Annotated in this window: 10 protein-coding genes; all 10 read left to right on the top strand. The window is 62.6% G+C overall.

From position 1 onward, the window contains the following. Position 1: 1 nt before the first annotated feature. The 10 genes from vgrG (at position 2) to NCR40_RS23580 (ending at position 20651) form a co-directional block, all read left to right on the top strand. A complete protein-coding gene (gene vgrG / locus NCR40_RS23625) occupies positions 2-5125 on the top strand; it encodes a type VI secretion system tip protein VgrG (RefSeq protein WP_250510815.1) in 5124 nt (1707 codons plus the stop codon). After that, entirely contained in the window at positions 5125-6705 is a 1581-nt protein-coding gene (gene tssA / locus NCR40_RS23620; protein WP_250510814.1) for a type VI secretion system protein TssA, read from the top strand. Before vgrG ends, tssA begins: the two co-directional genes overlap by 1 nt. A gap of 8 nt (positions 6706-6713) precedes the next feature. After that, a complete protein-coding gene (gene tssF / locus NCR40_RS23615) occupies positions 6714-8561 on the top strand; it encodes a type VI secretion system baseplate subunit TssF (RefSeq protein ID WP_244829939.1) in 1848 nt (615 codons plus the stop codon). Then, positions 8525-9667, top strand: a complete 1143-nt coding sequence (tssG, locus tag NCR40_RS23610; RefSeq protein ID WP_250510813.1) for a type VI secretion system baseplate subunit TssG — start codon at positions 8525-8527, stop codon at positions 9665-9667. Before tssF ends, tssG begins: the two co-directional genes overlap by 37 nt. Before the next feature lie 24 nt (positions 9668-9691). Beyond that, a complete protein-coding gene (tssJ, locus tag NCR40_RS23605) occupies positions 9692-10222 on the top strand; it encodes a type VI secretion system lipoprotein TssJ (protein WP_250494245.1) in 531 nt (176 codons plus the stop codon). A 466-nt stretch (positions 10223-10688) separates the two neighbouring features. Continuing rightward, positions 10689-11888, top strand: a complete 1200-nt coding sequence (gene wecB, locus NCR40_RS23600) for a non-hydrolyzing UDP-N-acetylglucosamine 2-epimerase (protein ID WP_244829942.1) — start codon at positions 10689-10691, stop codon at positions 11886-11888. Between the two features lie 192 nt (positions 11889-12080). Next, on the top strand, positions 12081-14306 hold the full coding sequence (locus NCR40_RS23595) for a cellulose biosynthesis cyclic di-GMP-binding regulatory protein BcsB (RefSeq protein WP_250510812.1): 2226 nt from the start codon (positions 12081-12083) through the stop codon (positions 14304-14306). After that, positions 14303-16483 carry a glycosyl transferase family protein gene (locus NCR40_RS23590; RefSeq protein WP_250510811.1) on the top strand — a complete coding sequence of 727 codons (2181 nt, stop codon included), beginning with the start codon at positions 14303-14305 and terminating at the stop codon, positions 16481-16483. Before NCR40_RS23595 ends, NCR40_RS23590 begins: the two co-directional genes overlap by 4 nt. Positions 16484-16614: 131 nt before the next feature. After that, positions 16615-19548, top strand: coding sequence for an NfrA family protein (locus NCR40_RS23585; protein WP_250510810.1), 2934 nt, complete (start codon positions 16615-16617; stop codon positions 19546-19548). 44 nt (positions 19549-19592) lie between these two features. Continuing rightward, a complete protein-coding gene (locus NCR40_RS23580) occupies positions 19593-20651 on the top strand; it encodes an alpha-amylase family protein (protein WP_350029323.1) in 1059 nt (352 codons plus the stop codon). The last annotated feature ends 134 nt before the right edge of the window (positions 20652-20785 follow it).

The following is a 20785-nucleotide window of genomic DNA, read 5'->3' as shown; positions in this document are numbered from 1 at the left end:
AATGTCGATGGTGTTGCCAAGTCAAGCGTATAGCTTGAGCCTAAAGCCGGAACCTGGTCCAAATTCTGTCCTTAAATTCAGTGGACTCGCTGCTATCAGTCAGCTATACGAGTATTGGATTGATTTCACTAGCCCGCTTGCCGACATCCCAATGAATCAGGTGGTCGGCCGCCCGGCGACGTTCACGATTGAACCGATCGATCCGAACTGGGCATACCTTGAAAAAATGTTTGGCGACAGGGCGAAAGACTTCAGCACGATGCCCAAGCCATATTTGACGCACGGGATCATCACGTGTTTCGAGGTACTCGGGACATCTGCCGACGAAACACATTACCGGGTCAAGCTCGAGCCTAGGATTTCAGATCTAGCACGTGTCCGAAAAAGCCGGCTGTTCCAAAAGCAATCCGTGGTCGAAATTATCACGGATACGCTGCGGCACTATGGCTATCGTCTGGGTGTGGACTTCGATTTCAAAGGGCTGCGTGGCAAGTACAAACGCCACGAGTACATCACTCAATATCACGAGACCACTTTCGCATTTATCCAAAGACTTTGTGCTGAGGAAGGTCTGTGGTTCAGATTCGAGCAGAAGCATGATCGCGCCGTAATCATTTTCGGTGACGATCTGGATGGCTACGCGCGCAAACAACGGACTGTGCCATTTCGTGCGCACTCGGGCTTGGAAAGCGCGGGCGCGGAGTCCGTCCGGTCACTGCGTACGATTACGCGGCGTGTGCCCGAAGCGATTCAACTGAACGACTACAACCATCGGCAGGCGGACGTGTCGCTGCTAGTGGAGACCAATGCTGCACTGGGTGATAAAAGCACCAACGGGGTGGATTCCACCTGGGGCGAACATTACGAAACCATCGAAGAGGGGCAAGAAGTCGCGCGCCGGCGGCATGAAGAACACCTGGCTATGCAAGTTAGCTATCGAGGGCGGGGTAATCCGTTCTCGCTCGAAGCGGGCGAGGTGACCCGGTTGGACGTGAACCCGCAAGACGCGCCGCATGGGCTTTTCATCACTTCAGTTCGTTGCGGCGGCGGGCGGAGAACTTCGTACTGGTGTGCCTTTCGGGCGATTCCAGCGGATCGCAAGTGGCGTACAAGTATCGACTCGGTTGTTCGGCCGAAAATCGAAGGCATCTTGCCGGCGCGGATCGATTCGCCAGGGAAATATAAGTATAGCTATCTAACTGAAACGGGGCTGTATGTCACCAAGATGCCGTTCGATCTGGACGAATGGAGTCCGGGTGGGCGCAGCCGTGCGATCCGTATGGCGAAGCCCTACGCAGGGGCGGATTACGGGCACCACTTTCCATTGATCGACGGGACGGAGGTAGCGCTTATTTTCACGGCGCAAGATCCGAACAGGCCAATCATCGTTGGAGCTTTACACGACAGTCTGAATCCCGATCCCGTCAATAACCTCAACAATACTCGAAATCTTATTCGCACCGCTGCGCAGAACGAACTGCGCATGGAGGATAAAGAAGGTATCGAGCATATCCACCTGACTACGCCTTTTCAGACCAGCGAACTGAATCTGGGGCATATGGTCGATGGCAATCGCAAGGAGAGAGGCAGAGGCGCGGAATTGCGCAGCGACGAACGCGTGGCGGTCAGGGGCGGTAAGGGCGTACTGATCACCGCCGAGGCAAAGCCGGGCGCTTTGGGTAAGCAACTCGACGCTCCAGACGCCATGAAGCAGTTACAGGCAGCGCTAGATCAAGCCACCTCGTTGTCTGCGATCGCGCAAGCCGCCCAGGCGGAGCTCGCCGATGTCAAGGCACAACAAGTGCGCCTTTTGAATGACTATGCTGAACTGAAGAAAGCTGTCGTGCTCGTCAGCGCACCGGACGGAATCGTATCGGCAACGCCGGCTGATATTCAATTTTCCAGCGGCAGACATATCAGCGCGACAACGGGTGGTAACGCTGAGTTCAGCGTGACCGAGAAGTTCACAGTGGCAGCAGGCAAAGCCATATCACTGCTGGCGCACAAGCTCGGGCTGAAATTTTTCGCGGTTAAAGGACCGGTTCAGATTCAGGCTCAAGCAGGGCCGATCGAGTTGACTGCAAACGGCGACGTTTTGATCAAGGGAAAGCGCCTACTGTTCGCGGCCCAGGAAGACGTGCTCATCTCTAATGGCGGTGGGGCGTTCTTCAAGCTTTCCGGCAGTCAGCCGCAAGTCGGCGGCACTAGCAATTTTCTAGTCAAGACGCCTTCTATCTCAAAGGCCGGTTCCGAGACCGCATCGGCTGCGATGCCGTCGTTTGCAAGTGGTTCTTTCGCACGCAAGTTTTTCCTTCATCCCGAGGGCGATGCGATTGGCTTGACCTGGTCGAGCGGACTCATTCCCGGCATGGACGTGGAAGCGTCGCTTTTTGATCTGGCTACGAACCTCGCTGGCGTGGGTGTGTCTCGTCTTGCGAGCGATCCGCGAGATAGAGTCATCGCGGAGCTATCGCAGCACATCGACGGAGCGCGCGAGAAATTGAGTAGTCTCGTGTCAAGGATTGCTGCATCTGAAGTTTGGCGAAACGATGTTCATGGACTTCTCTTCGCTCCGGTTTTTTCAGGAACGCTAGCCGGGCAGGATTTGGCCACGAGTGACGTACAAGCGCGTTATCCAGCGGTCTGGCGCGCCATCGCCGACCACAGCCGGAAGGTCCATGGCTATCGCGTCGGCCTCTCGTGGCCTGGCGCAGCGGCGTGGGCGCTGATCGCCGCAACAGCAGTCTGGCTTCTGGGGTCCGCGATCTCAGGTGCGGCGAACATGTCGGCGATGCAAGAGGCGGCGTCGACATCGAGTCGGGTCTCATCTACCCAAAATCCCACGCAAGCCTTGCTTTCCCTCGACGCGCTCGACAAACAACTCGACACGCTCGAAATCCGCAGGAAGGAAGGCGCACCGCTTTACACCCGCTTCGGTCTGAACCACGACGCCGCCCTATACCAGCGCCTCTGGCCGGCTTACCTCAACGCCGCCTCACGCGTCCTGATCGTTCCCATCAAAGCCAAACTCGAAAACCGCCTGAGCCAACTTGCCTCGCTATCGGATGCCGAAATCGCCAGTGGCGGCAACGCACAAGTTCAGGCAGCCTATGACACGCTAAGAACATATCTCATGCTCGCCAACCCCGAGCACGCCGACGCAACCTTCCTTACGACGCAGCTACTCGCCACCAACGAACCTGCGCGCCAGCAAGATGCGACGCTCACGCAAGGCGCGTGGGAAGACCTGCGCCAGCACGCAATTGCATTCTATGCAAGCCACTTAAAGCACGGGGCGTCGCCGGCCTTGACACCCGACGCGGCACTGACAGCGTCGGCGCGTCAGACGATCATCGGCGTGCGCGGAATCCAGAATTCGACGGATGCGATCTACCAGCAGATCATCGATGAGACCAAGCCCAAATATCCGCCGCTGACATTGGCCGGCATCCTCGGGGATCATCCTAGTCGCGGCCTCTTCGGCACGAGCGCCACGGTCCCGGGCGTTTTCACGCGCGCCGCTTGGGAAGAACGCATTCCCAAAGCGATCGACGAGGCGAGCGAACATCACACCGTCGCAGGCGATTGGGTGCTCTCAGACGCGAAAGCCGACAATACATCGCCGTCGGCGCTGAAGGCCGAACTTCGCCAACGCTACTTCGACGACTACTTCCGCGCCTGGGCGCAATTTCTCAACGGTATTCGCTGGCAGGATGCATCGTCGCTTTCCGGCACGGTCGATCAACTGACACTGCTCGGCGACCCGCAACGCTCGCCGCTCGTCGCGTTGATGGACGCAATCGTCTATCAGGCCGGCGCCGGCGCATCGACGCAAACGTTGTCGGACAGTCTGATCGCGAAGGCGCAGCAACTCGTGGGCGCCGACGAGAAAGACCCATCGAAGCGCGCTCAAGCTAGGATCACCCCGCTCGCCGAAGCTTTCGGCCCCGTCCTGCGCCTGACCGGAAGCGATCTCGTAGCCGCTGCGTCCGTGAATGGGAAAGGCGTGCCGCAACCTGTCGGCGACCTCAGTCTGCCGCGCTATCTCGAACGCGTCACCGCCATGCGCCTGAGAACGCAGCAGATGATGTCCAGTCCCGACCCGGACGCCATGTCGCGCGCCGCGGCGCAAGCGATGCTGCAAGGAAAGACTTCGGATATTGCTGACAGCCGCGACTACGCAAGCCGTGTGTCCGCGAGCCTCGGCGAGCGCTGGGCCGGTTTCGGCAAACTCTTTGAAGCTCCCTTCGACCAGACGTGGCAGGTTGTCGTGCGCCCCGCGTCCGCAAGTCTGAATGACATCTGGCGCACGGCCATTCTCGCGGACTGGAATCGCAACTTCGCATCCCGCTATCCGTTCGCGGATTCTGACAACGATGCATCGTTGCCCGATCTTGCGCGCTTCCTGCGGCTCGACAATGGCGTGATTGCGCAGTTCGTCGCGACGCAACTTGCAGGCATCATCGAACGGCAGGGCGATCACTGGGCCGCGGCGCAGGGCGCGAATCAGGGCGCGCTTACGCTCGATCCCGCGTTCCTTATCGCGCTCAACAAGCTCACGCGCGTCTCGACCGTGATGTTTCCATCCGGCGATGCACACGTCCGCTTCGATCTCCGTGGTGTACCAACTCCCGGCGTCACCGAAATGACGTTCGTGCTTGCGGGCCGCACGTTCAAGTACTTCAATCAGCAAGAAGAATGGATGCCCTTCGAATGGCCGGGCCAGTCGCTGGAGAACGTCACGCATCTGGAATGGGAAACGGCGCAAGGCGGCCTGCGCTCGGCCCTCGATGCCCAAGGCCGTTTCGGCGTGATACGCCTGCTCGAGCGTGCGAAGGTTACGCAACAGGACAGCGCGCGCTACTTGCTTTCCTGGACACCCGATCAAAGTCAGGCGCTGCCTCTTTCGGTGCAGATGCGCGCGGAAGGCGGCGCGGGTCCGCTCGATGTACTTGTGTTACGACACTTCGCTTTGCCGGAGCGCGTCTTCCTGGTTAATAACCCCGCGAAGACGAAGGCGACGTCGGCGGCCTCGAACCCTCCGCCGCTGCCTCCCGGAGCGTTCACTGCGGCGAATCAGTTGGGCATTCCCTTGCCGCAAGGCGCAACCACAGAGATGCATTGATGTTTGCTGGTCTTTTTAAAACGCTTTTCCCTTCGCGCGATGCTGCCCAATTTGCTCGCGCTCGCCTCGACACTTGGGAGGCTTGGCTCGCGCCGCTTCCCGGAGATGCAGGCGTCGGTCGAGATCCCGGTTACGAAGACGCCTTTTTCAGCTTGAAGGATGAAGCAGGGAAACTTTCGGGCATCGACGATTCGTTGATTGTCCGCTCGTGCGAGCAAATCACGAAAGAAGTCGGCAAGGATCTGCGTGTCGCGGGCCATTACGCTTTTGCGCGATTGCGTCAGGACGGACCTGAAGGCTTCGTCGATGGTCTCGAACTCGCTGCTGCCATGATCGACCGCTTCGGCGATGCCATCTTGCCTTTGCGTCCCGAAGCCAGGAAGGGCGCGCTCGAAATGCTCGCTACGACACGCACGCTGGACTTGCTCGACAGCCGGGACGCTTTCGATCCTGGTGATGTGGAACGCGCGGTCGCCGCGCTCGATGCGATCGTCGGAAAGACACTCACATGGCCGGAAGCGGCGCGGCCCAACTTGCAGATGCTCGCCTCTCGCTTCCAACGCAAGGACGACGGCATACAAAGCGCCGAGCCGAGCACGACCGCGCCGATTCCGTCGGCTCCGGCGCTTGCCGGTAGCGCCCCGATCGCATCGCAGCGCGAATTGCTCGATCAGGCTCGCACCATGGCAGCATGGTTGCGCGATCAGGAAAACGGCTATCTGCCTTCTGCGCGACTCGTGCGCAGTATCCGTTGGGATACGCTTCACGAAGTTCCGCCCGCGGATGCCGGCGCTCGAACCCGCCTCGCCGCGCCACGCGGCGAATTGCGTCAGCAGTTCAAGCGCCTCGTGCTGCAAAAGCAGTGGAACGAGTTGCTGGAACGCGTCGAAGCGGCGTTCATGGAAGGGGTCAATCACCTCTGGTTCGATCTGCAACATTTTCAGCACGTTGCGCTCGATAACGTAGGCACGCCTTATGATGCATGGCGCGATTTGCTGCGCGCGGATTTCGCGCTCTTTCTCGAACGTCTTCCCGGCATCGAGCGGCTTGCCTTCACTGACGGTACACCTTTCGCCGATGATGTCACGCTCGAGTGGATCGCGCGTCACGCCGTCGTGCGCGATCTTGACGCAGGCGAGAGTATCGCGGCGTTGCCGGTGTCGGCAAATGCCGCGGAAGGTGCGGCCGGAGACTGGCCCGAGATCGAAGCACAGGCGCGTGATTTGTTCGCGCGCGATGGTATTGAAGCCGCATTTATCTGGCTCGATGCGCTGCCGGGCATGAAGACAGACAAGCATCGCTATCTGCAGCGCCTGATGATGGCGCGTCTGGCCGAGCAGGCCGGCCGCGCGGATACCGCACTCTCACTTCTCGCGGAACTCGATGCCGCTACGCGCACCTTGCCTCTCGCACGCTGGGAGCCGGCGCTCGCTTTTGAGGTCAAGCAGCAATTGATGCGTGCATTGAAGACGATGAGTGTCCGCAAGGACGCCGACAAGACAACGCTGACCAACCGTATCGGCGAACTGCGTAGTGAACTGATCGTGCTGGACCCGGCGCGTGCGCTCACGCTGTCATGAAAACATAGATGAACGACGAATCGACACAAGACCCCAATCAGGACCTCTCGCGCGGCGATCCGGTCCTGCGCTACTACGAAGCAGAAATGCGTTATCTGCGCGAGTCTGGGCGCGAGTTCGCACGGGCGCATCCTGATCGCGCGCGCATGCTCAATCTCGATCGCGTGGGTGATCGCGACCCCTACGTCGAACGTCTTTATGAAGGTTTTGCGTTTCTCACGGGCCGGCTTCGGCAGAAACTCGACGACGAACTGCCGGAGCTGACAGAAGGCATCGTAAGCCTGCTCTGGCCGCACTACTTGCGGATGATCCCATCGCTGTCCGTCGTGGAACTCTTGCCGCAAGGCGAGCGGATGCAGAAAACCGCATACGTCCCGGCAGGCGTCGCGGTGCGCTCCGCGCCGATTTCCGTGCCGACGGATTCAGGCACAACCGCTGCGCCTCGGACGGTGCAATGCCTCTACCGCACGACGCAGCCCGTCGCCATGCAGCCGTTGCGCCTCTTGCAGGCAGGCCCCGCGGTGCGGCACGACGGCCGTTCGGTCATTCGGATAGCCTTTGAACTGGATAACTCGGCGCGCCGCACGGAAACCGATCTCTCGCGCCTGCGACTACACCTGAGCGCGGATCAGCCGACGGCGTTTGCCATGCACCTTGCGCTGACCCGTCAGGTCGACGCCATCGAATGGCGCATCCCCGAGGTTCGTAACGGCGAGGCCCTGCCGTGCAAAGGCGTGAGCATCGAACCAGCAGGGTTCTCTCCTGAAGAACGGTTGTGGCCTAAGTCGGATGCTGCATTTTCGGGCTATCAGCTGCTGCTTGAATATTTCACGTTCCGCGAGAAGTTTCTGTTCGTCGATCTTTGCGGGCTCGACATCGACATGCTTCCGGTGGGCGCGACGCGCTTCGAGTTCGAAATTGTGTTGAAGCATGCATATCCGTCGGATCAGCGTTTTAACAAAGACAATTTGCGCCTCTTCTGCACGCCGGTCATCAACCTGTTCAGCCTCGACGCCGAGCCGGTGGTAATCAATCATCACGAGACGGAGTATCGCGTGGTGCCCGCGGGGCATCAGGGCGGGCACGTCGAAACCTATTCGGTCGATGCCGCCGAATCTTTCGATCACGAAACCGCCGAGCGCTTCGAATATGTTCCCTTCGCGACGTTTCGACATCGCGGAGGCATGTTGCGGCACGAGTCGCCCGAACGATACTTCCATACACGCGTGCGGCCGGGTATGGACGGTCTACACGAGACGTGGGTGATTCTTGGCGGACATGCATGGGATTCGATGCAGACGCTGCCAGAGGAAAGCATATCGCTACGCGTGACCGGCACCAACGGAATGTTGCCGCGTAAGGGTTTGCGCGAAGCGCGCATCGACGAGCTCGCGCTCAGCACGCCAAACGTGGGCGGCGTGCGTAATCTCGTCGCGCCGACGCTGCCGCTTTATCCGCCCACCGGCGACCGGTTTCAGTGGCGCGTGTTGTCACATCTCGCGCCAAATTTTCTATCGATGCTCAACGCCGAGGTCTTGCGCGGCGCGCTCGCACTGTATGACTGGACCAACGACGAACTCAATCGGCGGCGGCTCGCCGGCATTCTGCACGTCTCGGAGCAACTGCTGGAGGAGATTTCCGGCGGCGCTGTGGAGCGCGGCGTGCTGATCGAAGTGACGCTCGACTCGCAGGCGTTCTCGGGCGAAGGCGACGTGATGCTGTTCGCCGAACTGCTGCATCGCTTCTTCGAACTGTATGCGGAAATCAATCTCTTCACGAAGCTCGCCATCGTGAGTCTGCCTTCGCAGGCTCGCATCGAATGGCCGCGCAGCAAGACGCGGCGTGCTCCGCTATGACGGCGCGCGATCTATCGGGGGTCGAACCGTTCGTCGCCGCGTTGCTCGCGCGCGCGCCACGAATGAGTTTCATGCAACTGTGCCGTCTTTTTGAGGCGAGCGAGCCGAACAGGCCGGGTTTCGGCGAGCGTGACACGCCCGAACACGAACCCGTGCGCTTCAGGCCGCGCCCGCGCATGGGCTTTCCCGCAGGCGAAATGGCGAGTATCGAATACGCGGACGAGGGCGATGCCCTGCTTGCGCCTACCGTGCGCACTACGTTCATGGGTCTGTACGGCGTCGATGCGACGATGCCGACGCATTATCTCGACGATATCGTCCAGCGCGAGGAGGGGCACGAAGCAGTCGAAGCGTTTCTCGACCAATTCAATCATCGGCTGGCGACGCTGCTTTATCGGACGTGGAAGAAGTATCGCTATCCGGAAAGTTTTTGCCACGGCGGTACGGACCAGCACTCGCAAAAGCTTTTGTGTCTTGCTGGTTTCGGCTGGGGCAACAAGCCCGCGCGCGCCGGTTTGCCAGATTCGCGCATGCTCGCCTTGCTAAGTCTGATGGTCCAACGTACTCGCACGCCGGAGGGTCTGGCTGGCGTCATTGCGCTTGGTGCGCCCGGCGTGGAGGTCAGGGTCGATGAGTTCTGGCCGGTTGCGAAGCGCACGGAACAGGGTTCGCCGCTAAGCGCGAAAGACGTCGGTGCCGCAAGCGCCGGCAGCAAGCGACGTGGCCTCGGCGGAGGTTATGTGCTCGGCAAGCGAATTACCTATCGTAGCCGTGCGGTGCGTGTGACGATGCGTCCGCGCGACGCCGAGCAGGCCAACGATCTCCTGCCCGGTGGGTGGCTGCATCGCGATCTGATGGCACTGGTGCGTCTCTATATCGGCGTCAAGGCCGATGTGCATTTGCGCGTGCAGATGTCCTCGCGTTTCGTTCCGACACCGGCGGTTGGCGTCCTGCTGGGTGCGCGCGCCCCGCGGCTCGGCTGGACCGTCGTGCTGCCCTCCGAGGCGGAACGCGACATCGAGATATCGCTCGGTGTGTGCGAGGCGCTTCCTGCTCCCGGCATCAATCCTTATCTCAAGCCATATGTCAGCCCGCACGCGGCGTGACTTCGAATCAAGCAGAGGGCAATCATGTTGAAACGATTTAGCGCAGCAAGCGTCGCCGCGACGCTGCTGCTTTCCGGATGCGGCGCTTGGCAAACCGTTTCCGATACCTCGGTCGACGCTTATAACGCAGTCTTCCACAAGCGGGTGAAAGTGCTCGACGTGGATCTGACCGCGCGCGCCGGGCTGAATCAGGACGCGGCGGGTCGTTCGACTTCAGTGGCGGTACGCATTTATCAACTGAAGGACCGCAAGCTATTCGACAGCGCGGCCTATGGCGATCTCATTCGTGACGACAAAACCATGCTCGCGCAGGATCTCCAGGCAAGCCTAGGCGTGGTGGTCAACCCAGCTGCATCGGTGAGTCTTTCACAGCCATTGGAAAAGGAAACGGCATACATAGCGATCGCCGCTTTCTATCGCGATCCGCCTGCGAACGGAAGCTGGAAGCAGGTCGTCGAGGCGAAGAAGCTGTCCGCCGATGCTCCGCTCAAACTCGAGCTATCCGATCGGCAAGTAACGGAGCTCACCGATACTAAGGCAAGCGGCAAGAAATAGACTTGCGCACCGGGGCACTGATTCAGTTCGACGGACATTTCGCTCGCGAACCGCGTTCCTCACTACGGACAATGTCCGCCCGCTATCCATGCTCACGGGAGTCTGCATGGCGGGCTGCGCAGCGAATGATAGAAGACGGCTGTGTCGCGGCAATAGCATTCGCTCCCAGGCAAGTGCCCGACGTCCCTCGCCCTCGACGCTCATGGGAAATCCATGAGTTCGGTACTACTGGATATCGACTTCGATTGATCGTATAAAACGGCCGTGCGCATGAGGCGGCTGCGCGCTTCGAAGTGTGGGAAAAAACTAACCGTTCCGGTAAAAACCACCGTCCATGACTTGACAAAACATGGCCACGCGAGAGCAGAAAGCTCTCGTTAGACTTTTTTACACTTTAGTTGGCAGAAGGTTTCTAAACGTCTGAATACAATCGAAATTGTTAAAGATTGTGTAGCCGTCGGGACCAATGACAACGAAGCGAACAACGATACTGTCCATTTTTGGGACGCGCCCCGAAGCCATCAAGATGGCGCCGCTCGTCAAGGCGCTGGAAGCGGAGCCGGGCGTTCGGTCCATCGTGTGCGTAACCGGTCAGCATCGCTCGATGCTGCAACAGGCGCTGGATCTCTTCGATATCGCTCCGCAGTACGACCTCGCGGTCATGTCCGAGAACCAGAGTCTGAACGGGCTGGCCGCGCGGCTGATCGGCGCGATCGATAACGTCATCGAAGAAGAAAAGCCGTGCCGCATTCTCGTGCACGGCGACACCACCACGGCAACGGCAGGCGCGCTCGCGGCGTTTCATCGGCGCGTGCCGGTGGCGCACGTCGAAGCAGGCTTGCGTACCGGCGACATGACGCGGCCTTGGCCGGAAGAAATGAACCGCCGCGTGGTCGATGTCATGAGCGACCTCATGTTCGTGCCGACGCAGCGCTCGGAACAGAACATCGCGCGCGAGACGCTGCAAGGCCGCTCGATCATCACGGGCAACACGGTGATCGACGCGCTTTTGTCAGTGACGAAGCGCATCGACTCGAACGCCACGCTGCGAGCCTCGCTCGATGCTCGCTTCCCGTATCTCGACGATTCGAAGCAACTCGTGCTCGTGACCGGTCATCGGCGCGAAAGCTTCGGCCAAGGTCTGCGCGACATCTGCGCGGCGCTCGGCGAGATCGCCCGGCGTGACGATGTTCAGATCGTCTATCCGGTGCATTTGAATCCGAACGTGCAGGCCACGGTGATCAGCGCGCTCGGCGCCTCGCCGAACGTGTTCCTCATCCAGCCGCAAAACTACATGGGCTTCGTGCGTCTCCTGCAGCGCGCGTCCATCGTACTGACTGACTCTGGCGGCGTGCAGGAAGAAGCGCCCGCGCTCGGCAAGCCGGTGCTCGTGATGCGCGATGTCACCGAGCGCCCCGAAGCCGTGCAGGCCGGCACCGCGCGGCTCGTCGGCACGGATCGCCATGCAATCGTTTGCGCTGTGTCGCTGCTTCTCGACGATGAAAGCGCCCGCGCCGCCTTCGCCCGCAGCGTGAACCCTTATGGCGACGGCCATGCCTCGTCGCGCATCGTCTCGGCGTTGCTGGACCGTCCTTTCGAGGAGTTTCGCCCCGACTTGCGCGTGTCCGAGGAGCAGCATCGTCTGATGCGCGCGGCGGTTGCGTAGTGCGGCAGTGCGCGCATCGCGCGAAGCGCCGCAAGGCCGCGAAGCGAACGATGCGGATATCGAACGAAATAACTGCCAGCTTGGGCGTTGCACCAAAAAGACCATCGCAATCTCGCGCGTTCGCGCTCTCGAGCCTCTTCGGGCGACTGAGCGGCTGTGCGTGAGAATGCGCCAAAATTCGAGCCATTCGCCTTGATCAACGACATCATCAAACCGCGCCGATTGCGCGTCGCACTCGCTTTGACCGCCGCATGGGCGGCCTTTTTCATGGCGCTTCCGTGCGCGGCGCTCGCCGCCGCCGGCGATCTTGCAAGCACGTTCGCGCATCTCGGGCTCAACGGCCGCGAAGCGCGCACGGTGACATTACGCGAGCTAGGGCTCTTGCAAGACGTCACGCTGAGCGCACCCGACACGCGCCAGGAGTTCTATCTCCCCGTTCCCGCCGATGTCCCGCTCAGCGACGCCACGCTGCAACTCGACGGCGGTTACGTACGCGGCGACGGCGGACGCGTGACGATGCTGCTCTCGCTCGACGGCTCGCCCGTGCTCTCGCGCGCCTTCACGCAGGACGCGGGCAACGTCGCGGTGAACATCGGCGTGGACGGCGCGCCGCGTTCGGCCGGTTTCGTGCGGCTCGGGCTCGGCTTCGCCTCGGTAATCAATCAGAACGTGTGTACGGACCAGACCGCGATCGGCAACGTGCTGCGCGTGCGTCCGGAAACGCGTCTGACCTTCAGCTTCGATCCCGCCGATATTCGCGATCTGCGCACGGCGTGGAGCGCGCTGCCTTACGCGCCGGTGCTCGCGGTGTCGTCGCCAAAACTCGCCAGCGACGCCTACGACACGGCCTGGCGCACCGATGCGCTCCTGCAACGCGACGGCAAGCGCCCGCTCGTGCAGGCGCTGCCAGCCGTGGGCGATACGGCCGACCTGACCGGCATCGACGTGCCCGCGGCTTTGCGCGCGATTCCCGCGTTCAGCGCGCTGGCCTCGGGCGGCAAGCATGCAATAAGCGATGACGCCGAACTCGGCGCGCTCGTCGCGCTCGGAGCGCGCGCGGCGTTCGGTCCGGACGTGATCGTGGCGGATGACGGCATGAGAAAGCGCATCGTCGGCGCGCTCGATGCGTTGCGCGCGCAAGTCGCCACCGCTTCCGCCGATGCCGTGCCCGCCTTCGACGAATGGCGCGCCCGCACGATGAACACGCTGACCGCGCCGCTCGCGCCGGGCGAGGTGCGCATTGCACATGTCGGCGGACGCGCGGTGATCGTGGTCGGCGACACGCGCGGCATCGGCGCGCTGGCGGCAAGCTGGCGGCCCATCGATGTATCGAACCGGCTGATCGTGCATTCGATCGATGCCGACCAGCGCGTGCGCGGCGACAACATCGCGCTTTCGGAGCTCGGCGGCGATCCGCGCAGCATCGACGTGCAGACCAACGCGTCATGGTCCGCGCGCTTCGACCTCGCCGCGGCTTCGGGCAACGGCCGTCTGCCGCAGAACGTGGTGCTCGACCTCGCGGCATCGCCGACACTCTCCAACGGCGGCGCGACCGCGACGGTGTATTTCAACGACGTGATGATCGGCGCGCGCCTCCTGAACGTGGATGGCGTGCGTCAACGCATCATCGTGCCGATTCCGCGCTATGCGCTTGCACGCACCAACGAATTGCGCGTGAGCTTTCGCCGTCAACCGGATGCGGGCTGTCAGGCGCGCCAGGCCTATCCGGTCGCCGTGTTGCCGACGAGCCATCTGCAACTCGGCAACTCCACGCTCGACAACACCTTCGCGGGCATGGCGGCGCGCTTTGCATCGGCGGCGACGGTTTATGTGCCGCACGCCTGGCTCGACGATGCGTTGAACAGCGTGCCGCGTCTCGCTTATCTGACAGGCGCGGCGGGCGTCGCTCCCGTGCAGGCGAAGTTCGCCGTGAGCGAGTCGGGCGCGACCGTGCATCCGGATGGCGCGTTCCTCGCCGCCGATGTCCCGCTTGCCGACGAGCACAATCCCGCCGTTTATTCGGCCGACAGGCTCTCGCTGAAGTCCGCTTCGGGCGACATGCTGCTCGACATGTCGGGCCTTTCGCGTGTCGCGGTGGTGAGCGTGGCGAGCTCAAACGGACAAAGCGGCGTGGTGTATCGCTCGGCGGGCGCCATGCCCGTACTTAGCGACAAGCTGCAACTCTCGCGCGGCGACATTGCCGTGGTGGACGGCAGCGGCGTCCTCAAGCAGTTCGATACCGTGAATCCCGACGAACTCGTCGATGAACCGGCGGGCAGCTCCGACTGGATCACGCGGCACTGGGCGCGCTGGGGCATTCCGGCCGTGCTCGTGGTGTTGTTGCTGGTGCTGATCGCGCTGGCGGGTCAGGCGCGCCGCAGGCATCTGCGCCGGCAGAAGAAGGACAACGGCGCGTGATCCTGGAAACGATCAGGTGGTACGGCCAGATACTCGTCGCCGAGTACTACCAGACACTTGAATACGTCGCGGCGGTGGTGGCGACGATCATCCTGCTGTCGAGTCTCGATGATCTCTTCATCGATATCTGGTTCTGGACCCGCAAGTTCTGGCGGCGCGTGACGGTGGAACGCCGTTACGCGCCGCTCACCGTCGAGCAGCTTTACGCGCGCGACGAGCAGCCGATCGCCATCATGGTGCCCGCCTGGCAGGAGCACGATGTCATCGCGCCGATGATCGAAGACCTCGTGCGCGTGCTCGATTACCGCAGCTATACGATTTTCGTCGGCACCTATCAGAACGATCCGGCGACGATCCGCGAAGTGGAACGCATGCGGCATCGCTACAAGCATTTGCATCGCGTGGAAGTGCCGCACGACGGGCCGACCTGCAAGGCCGACTGTCTCAACTGGCTCGTGCAGGCGATTCTGCGCTACGAGTTCGAGGCGGGCGTGGAGTTCGCGGGGATCGTCATGCACGATAGCGAGGACGTGCTGCATCCCATCGAACTCAAGTTCTTCAACTATCTGCTGCCGCGTAAAGACATGATTCAGTTGCCGGTGGCATCGCTCGAACGCAACTGGTTCGAACTGGTCGCGGGCACGTACATGGACGAGTTCGCGGAATGGCACGCAAAGGATCTGGTCGTGCGCGAAAGTCTCGCGGGTGCGGTGCCCTCCGCCGGCGTGGGCACGTGCTTCTCGCGCCGCGCGATGCTCGCGCTCGTTCGGCAGACCGAGAGTCAGCCGTTCAATACCGAGAGCCTCACCGAAGACTACGATATCGGCGCGCGCATTCTCAAGATGGGCATGCAGTCCATCTTTCCGCTGTTTCCGGTGCAGTTCACGTCGCGCCGCAAGGTGTGGTTCGGCCTGGGTCCCGAGCGCGAGATCACGACCACCATGCCGCTTTGCGTGCGCGAATTTTTCCCCGACACGTTTCGCACCGCGTACCGGCAGCGGGCGCGCTGGACGCTCGGCATCGGCTTGCAAGGTTGGGCGCTGACAGGCTGGAGCGGCACGCTCGCCAACCGCTATCTCTTGCTGCGCGATCGCAAGGGCGTGGTGACGGCGTTCGTCGGCATGCTGGCCTATCTGCTTGCCGTGCAGTTCATGCTGTTCGCGAGCGCTTCGTACTTCGGCTTCACGAATGATTTCTTTCCGTCACCGTTCATCGATTCCGGCTGGCTGCAGGCGCTGCTCGCCGCGAACTTCGTCGCGCTCTTGCTGCGCGTCACGCAGCGCATCGTCTTCACGACGCGGCTTTACGGCTGGGAGCACGGCATTCTGGCGGTGCCGCGCATGGTGATCGGCAACGTGGTCAACTTCATGGCGGTGTCGCGCGCGTGGCGCCTTTTTATCGTGCATGTGGTGACGGGAAGGCGGCTCGCGTGGGACAAGACGATGCACGATTTCCCGAGCGTGGATGGCTTGCGCAGCACGCGTCAGGACCTCGGCGACTTGCTGGTGTCGTGGCAGGCGATCGACCCCGAACGGCTCGAACAGGCGAAGCAGACGGACCATGCGCGCGAAGCGCCGCTCGGACGCGTGCTCGTCACGCGCGGCTGGCTCGACGAGGAGACGCTCGCGGAAGCAATCGCGTTTCAGGCGGACTTGCCGCGTGGAAGGTTCGACGTGGCTCGCATGCAGAACGAGCCGGGCGTCGCGGTGCCGCCGGAAACGCTCGTGCGCCTGCGCGCCATGCCCCAGGGCGCCGATGCGAACGGCAACGCGATCTTCGTGAGCGCCAGTCTGCTCGATGACGCGGCGCTCGCCGAATTGCGCGAAGCGACCGGCTGCGCGGTATCGATCAACGTGGTGCGCGAAAGCGAGATCGCGGCAGGCTTGCGGATGTTGCGCGATGTGGGCGTGTCGGCGCTTTCCGGCGACGAGCAGACGGCCGCGAAGGCGGTGAACGACGAGGCTGCGCGCGGCGTGCCCTTGCTTGGCGACATCATGATCGAGATGGGCCTCGTCACGCGCCGCGCGTTCGAAACGGCGTTGCAGAATTATCGGCCGGAGCGGCATGGACGTATCGGCGATTACATGGTCGCCGAACGCGTGATTACGAGCGAAGCGCTCGCTTCGGCGGTGGGCGAGCAACGGCGCCGGTATGCGAAGCGGGCGGGTGGGCAATGAAGCGCTATCGTGCGCGCCTGCGTGGCGAAGAATCGGCTGTGCGGGAAGGAATCGATTTGGTTGCGAGAAAGCATGGGGCTCGATTGCACACCGGAACGATGCCCGATCGTCAGGGGCCGAACGCGCGCCGGATGACGCCGCCGGCAACGCGCGCGACATCCCGCGTCGCTCGCGTCATGTTCTGGACCGCCGCGATGATGTGCGCGAGCGGTCACGCACACGCCGATGAAACCTTGCCCTTGCAATTGAGCGGCGCGCCGTATCGCATTGCGCGCGACGCTTATGCGGCGTTCGGCGAACATCGATATGCCGATGCCACCGCGTCGGCGCGCGAGGCGATTCGGCAGCGGCCGGACGTCGTGGGTTTGCGCGTGCTGCTGGCCAATTCGCTGGCGGCGCGTGGCCGTCTGAAAGAAGCGAGCCACGAACTGTCCAATGCGATCGCGCAACTCGGACCCGTGCCCGCATTGATCTCGCGCCGCCGGCAGATCGATACGTCGATCGCGGGCGGTGGCGAAGGGCATCCGGGCGGTGGCGGCGCCGGCGATCTGCAAGGTCCGGCGCTCGTGGCCGCGCGCGCGGCGTATCGCGATTTCGGCAAGAAGGATTACGCGGCGGCCGTGCGCGAGAGCCGTGAAGCCGTGCGTCTCGCGCCGCAAGTCGAGCGCTTGCGCTATCTGCTCGTTGATTCGCTCGCCGCTTCCGGCGACGATCCCGCAGCCTACGCCGCCGCCGCCGATGCCGCGCGTCGCTTCGGCGAGAACAACGAATTGCGCACGCGGCGGCGTTATATCGGCGATCGGCTGGCGCCGGTGGAATCGAAGGCGGCGTATGCGGCGCGTGCGAATGGCGATCTCGTCGAAGCGGAAAGCCATGCGCGCAAGGCGGTGGCGTTCGCGCCGTCGCGGATGGAGTTTCGCACGCAGTTGCTCGAAACCCTCTTCGCGCGTGGCGATCTGGCGGGCGTGGAAGCGGCGGCGAGCGATTGCATCGCGATCGATCGCAACGACGCGCTCTGGTGGACCTTGCGCGGTTATGCGCGTGCGGCGCGCGGCGCGAATGCGGACGCGGATTTCGCGCACGCGTTGGCGGTGGCGCCGGAGTCGCTGTCGCAGGCGGGGGATACGCGGGCGAACGTTGGGGCGCAGGCGGATGATGAGAACGATGGTGGCGCGATGAGCGTTGCTTCCTCGGCATTGCGGAATCAGCGCCAAAGTGACGCTGCCAGTGCAAAGACAAGCGCCGACCCCTCAGACCCAAGCAGCGCGATGCTCGCTGGTTCGGCGGCAGTGCGCCATCGACAACGCGGCAGCGAAGCTACGGATGCAAACGTGAACGCCGACACGCAAGGCAGCGCCATGCGCGCCGACCCCACGGGCATCGAACTGGAACGCGTGTTGATCGCCGAAGGCGACGCGCGCCGCGCCGAAGCCGCGGCTTCCGGCGAAAACGTGATGTTCGACGAAGCCGATGCGCGCCGCGCCAATCCGTCAATTGCGGGCGTAACGCAGTCGCGCGGCAACCAAGCCACGAACGACGTGGCCTCGACGAGCGGCGAAGCCGCTTCCGCAGCCGAACGTCGATATCGCGATGCCCGTGTGGCACGCACGATCATCGCCGATGTGCGGCTCGCGCAGAACCGTCCGCAAGCCGCGCTCGATGCGCTGCCGTACGTATCGCAACGAAACGCCGCCGCGCTCGACGATGCCGACGCAGCCATCGCTCTACGCCGTCAGCGCGCAAAGACGATGCTGCAAATGGCCGCCGCCGCGCAGAACGACATCGACCCGCGTGCGCGGCCGACCTTCGATTGCCGCGAAGACCGCTACGGCGCATCGTGCGATGTCTACGCCCACGACCCCGCGCTCGCCGACACGCGCGCCGCACGCTTGGCCGAACGCGATGGCAAGCATGGCGAGGCCATCGACCACTGGCGCAATGCAGTCGCCGCCGTACCCGACGATCCGCAATTGCACATCGCGCTGATCGATGCGCTCGCGGCGGCGGGAAAAACGCGCGAGGCATCGAAGGAAGCGCGCGCGGCTATCGACGCCAATCTGCTCGATTCGATGAGCGACCTGCAGGCGGCCTTCATCGCGTCGCGGGCGGGCGAGCGGCAGCTTGCGCTGGACCGTTTCGCACGCGCTGAACGAAGCGGGACATTGCCACCGGGCGCGCAAGCCGATGCGGGTTATGCCGCGCTTTCGATGCATCGCAACGATGAAGGCGCGCGCTATCTCGAACGCGCGATGGATCGCACCGCGAGCGCGCCTCACGCAGACGACGCGCTCCCGCCGCAAGCCGTGTACGACGCGCGCGCGGCGCACGCCGAAGCCACCCGCGACTGGGGCTTCAGCATGAACGTGAACTATCGCGGCAGCGGCGCGCAGCAGGGCTTTGCGTTCAACCCGACGCCCGGCCTGTCGAGCAACTGGCAAGCGGGCGCGGAGGCGTACTGGCGCCCGTTCGGCAGCCTCGGCGACCGCATGTTCGAAGTCTATGCGCGCGGTTACGAGAACTTCGGCGTGCAGGGTAGCGGACCGTCGGGATCATCGACGTTGCAGGCCGCGTTGGGTGCGCGCGTGAAGCCGTTTGCATCAGTGAATGCGATCTTCGCCATCGAAAAGATCTTGCCGATAGGCTCGGACGTGCGCTCCGACTGGCTCGCGCGCGCGGCCTATTCGACCGGTTTCGGCGACACGCGCCGCCTCGACGTGCCGAGTTGGTGGACCGGCACGTTCTACGGCGAGGCGGGCCATTACCTTGTGAATCCGTCGACGTATGCGACCGCGAACGCGCGGCTCGGACGCACGTATCGTATCGATTCGATCAGCCCGCGCCTCACCGTGTTTCCGCATGCGGTGGTCGGCGTGGACTACGATTCTGCAATCGATCGCAGCGTGCCGGTGGGCATCGGCGCGGGCGTGGCGGCGCGTTACTGGTTCCGTGGCGATGGTTACGATACGACGCGCTCGTTCGTCGATATATCGGTGCAATATCGCGTGCGCGTGGCTGGCGACGATCGCGCGAAGGGCGTGTTCTTCGGTGCGGTATTCTCGTACTGATGGCGCTCATGCTGCCGATGGGTTGGATGCAGTGCAGGTCTTGCATGTACGAGGTTTATGACATGTTCGCGGGTCATGCGTTTGCACGGCGATTACGCGCTTCGTTGTTCGCGGGGCTCAGTGTGCGCGGCGCTCGGTCGCTTGCTTCGTCGCCTGTAAGTGCGGGCGGCGGCGTCGATCAGTCGCCTGGATTGGGCTCGCAGGCAGATGCAATCGCAAGCGCGTTGCCCGCGCGGACTTCGCGCGCCGTTATCCGTGTGATGACGACGGCGTGCGTGTTCGCATCGATATGCTTCGCGAGCGCGGCGCCGGCGCAACCGCCGCGCATCGTCTCCGGCATCGTCTGGCAGCCGGACAACACGTTTTACGATCCGCACGGCGACTGGGACAAGCTTGGCGCGCACGAACTGATCGTCCAATGGACGGCGGTCGATGGCATCTCCTTCGTGCCCGGCGCGGGCTTTCGGCCGGCGCCGCGCATGCCGGACTGGGAGCGCATTGGACGTGAGCCTTGGGCACGCGATGTGATCATCGGCTTGTCGGGACGTTTCAGCGAAGCGGTGGCGCGTGCGAATGCGGCGCAGCTTTCCATCGAGTCGATGCGTCTGGCGGATGTCGTCTTGCCGGTGCACGTGACGGGCTACTACTTTCCCGTCGAGATCGATCCGACCTGGCAGGATGCGAGCGCGCTGCGCACCTTGCTCGATGCGTTGCCCCGGCCGCTCTGGATCAGCGTCTACGATCGCGCGAACGTGGGTGGGAGTGCGATCGCCGAATGGCTCGATGGCTGGCTGCCGCGCGATGTCGGTGTGCTATTGCAGGATGGATGCGGCGTCTATGCGCGCGAACCGCGAGTAGCGCGGCAATATGCGGATCAGCTTGCGGCGCGCCTGGGGCGCCATCGCGTGAGAATAATCGCGGAGGCGTTTCGACCGAATGTCGGTGGCGGATTTCGCTCCGCAACGGTCGATGAATTGAAGCCGCAGATCGATGCTTATCGCGGATATAAAACCTATCTTTTCGATGGGCCGCATTATGTGTCGAACGAGCTCGTACAGGGATTGATGCAGGCGTATTCTGTTAGGAGCTATGGGGTGCGATAGAGATTTTTTGAATATTTTGTGTTTATGGTTCCGCTTTGTAGGTGGTAGGCGTCAAATCTCGAGTAACGCGCAAGTCAATCCAGGCAATTCTTTATCTTTTATGACCTATTGGATAGCCCGCTGCCGCCACGTCG

The sequence above is a fragment of the Caballeronia sp. GACF4 genome, from assembly GCF_023631025.1.
GTDB lineage: Bacteria > Pseudomonadota > Gammaproteobacteria > Burkholderiales > Burkholderiaceae > Caballeronia.
Note: the sequence above shows the minus strand (reverse complement) of the source record. Positions and strands in the feature narration are given on the sequence as shown.

Coding starts and splice junctions, on each gene's coding strand:
- vgrG (WP_250510815.1), top strand. CDS start 2: ATGTCGATGGTGTTGCCAAGTCAAGCGTATAGCTTGAGCCTAAAGCCG.
- tssA (WP_250510814.1), top strand. CDS start 5,125: ATGTTTGCTGGTCTTTTTAAAACGCTTTTCCCTTCGCGCGATGCTGCC.
- tssF (WP_244829939.1), top strand. CDS start 6,714: ATGAACGACGAATCGACACAAGACCCCAATCAGGACCTCTCGCGCGGC.
- tssG (WP_250510813.1), top strand. CDS start 8,525: ATGGCCGCGCAGCAAGACGCGGCGTGCTCCGCTATGACGGCGCGCGAT.
- tssJ (WP_250494245.1), top strand. CDS start 9,692: ATGTTGAAACGATTTAGCGCAGCAAGCGTCGCCGCGACGCTGCTGCTT.
- wecB (WP_244829942.1), top strand. CDS start 10,689: ATGACAACGAAGCGAACAACGATACTGTCCATTTTTGGGACGCGCCCC.
- NCR40_RS23585 (WP_250510810.1), top strand. CDS start 16,615: ATGACGCCGCCGGCAACGCGCGCGACATCCCGCGTCGCTCGCGTCATG.
- NCR40_RS23580 (WP_350029323.1), top strand. CDS start 19,593: ATGTACGAGGTTTATGACATGTTCGCGGGTCATGCGTTTGCACGGCGA.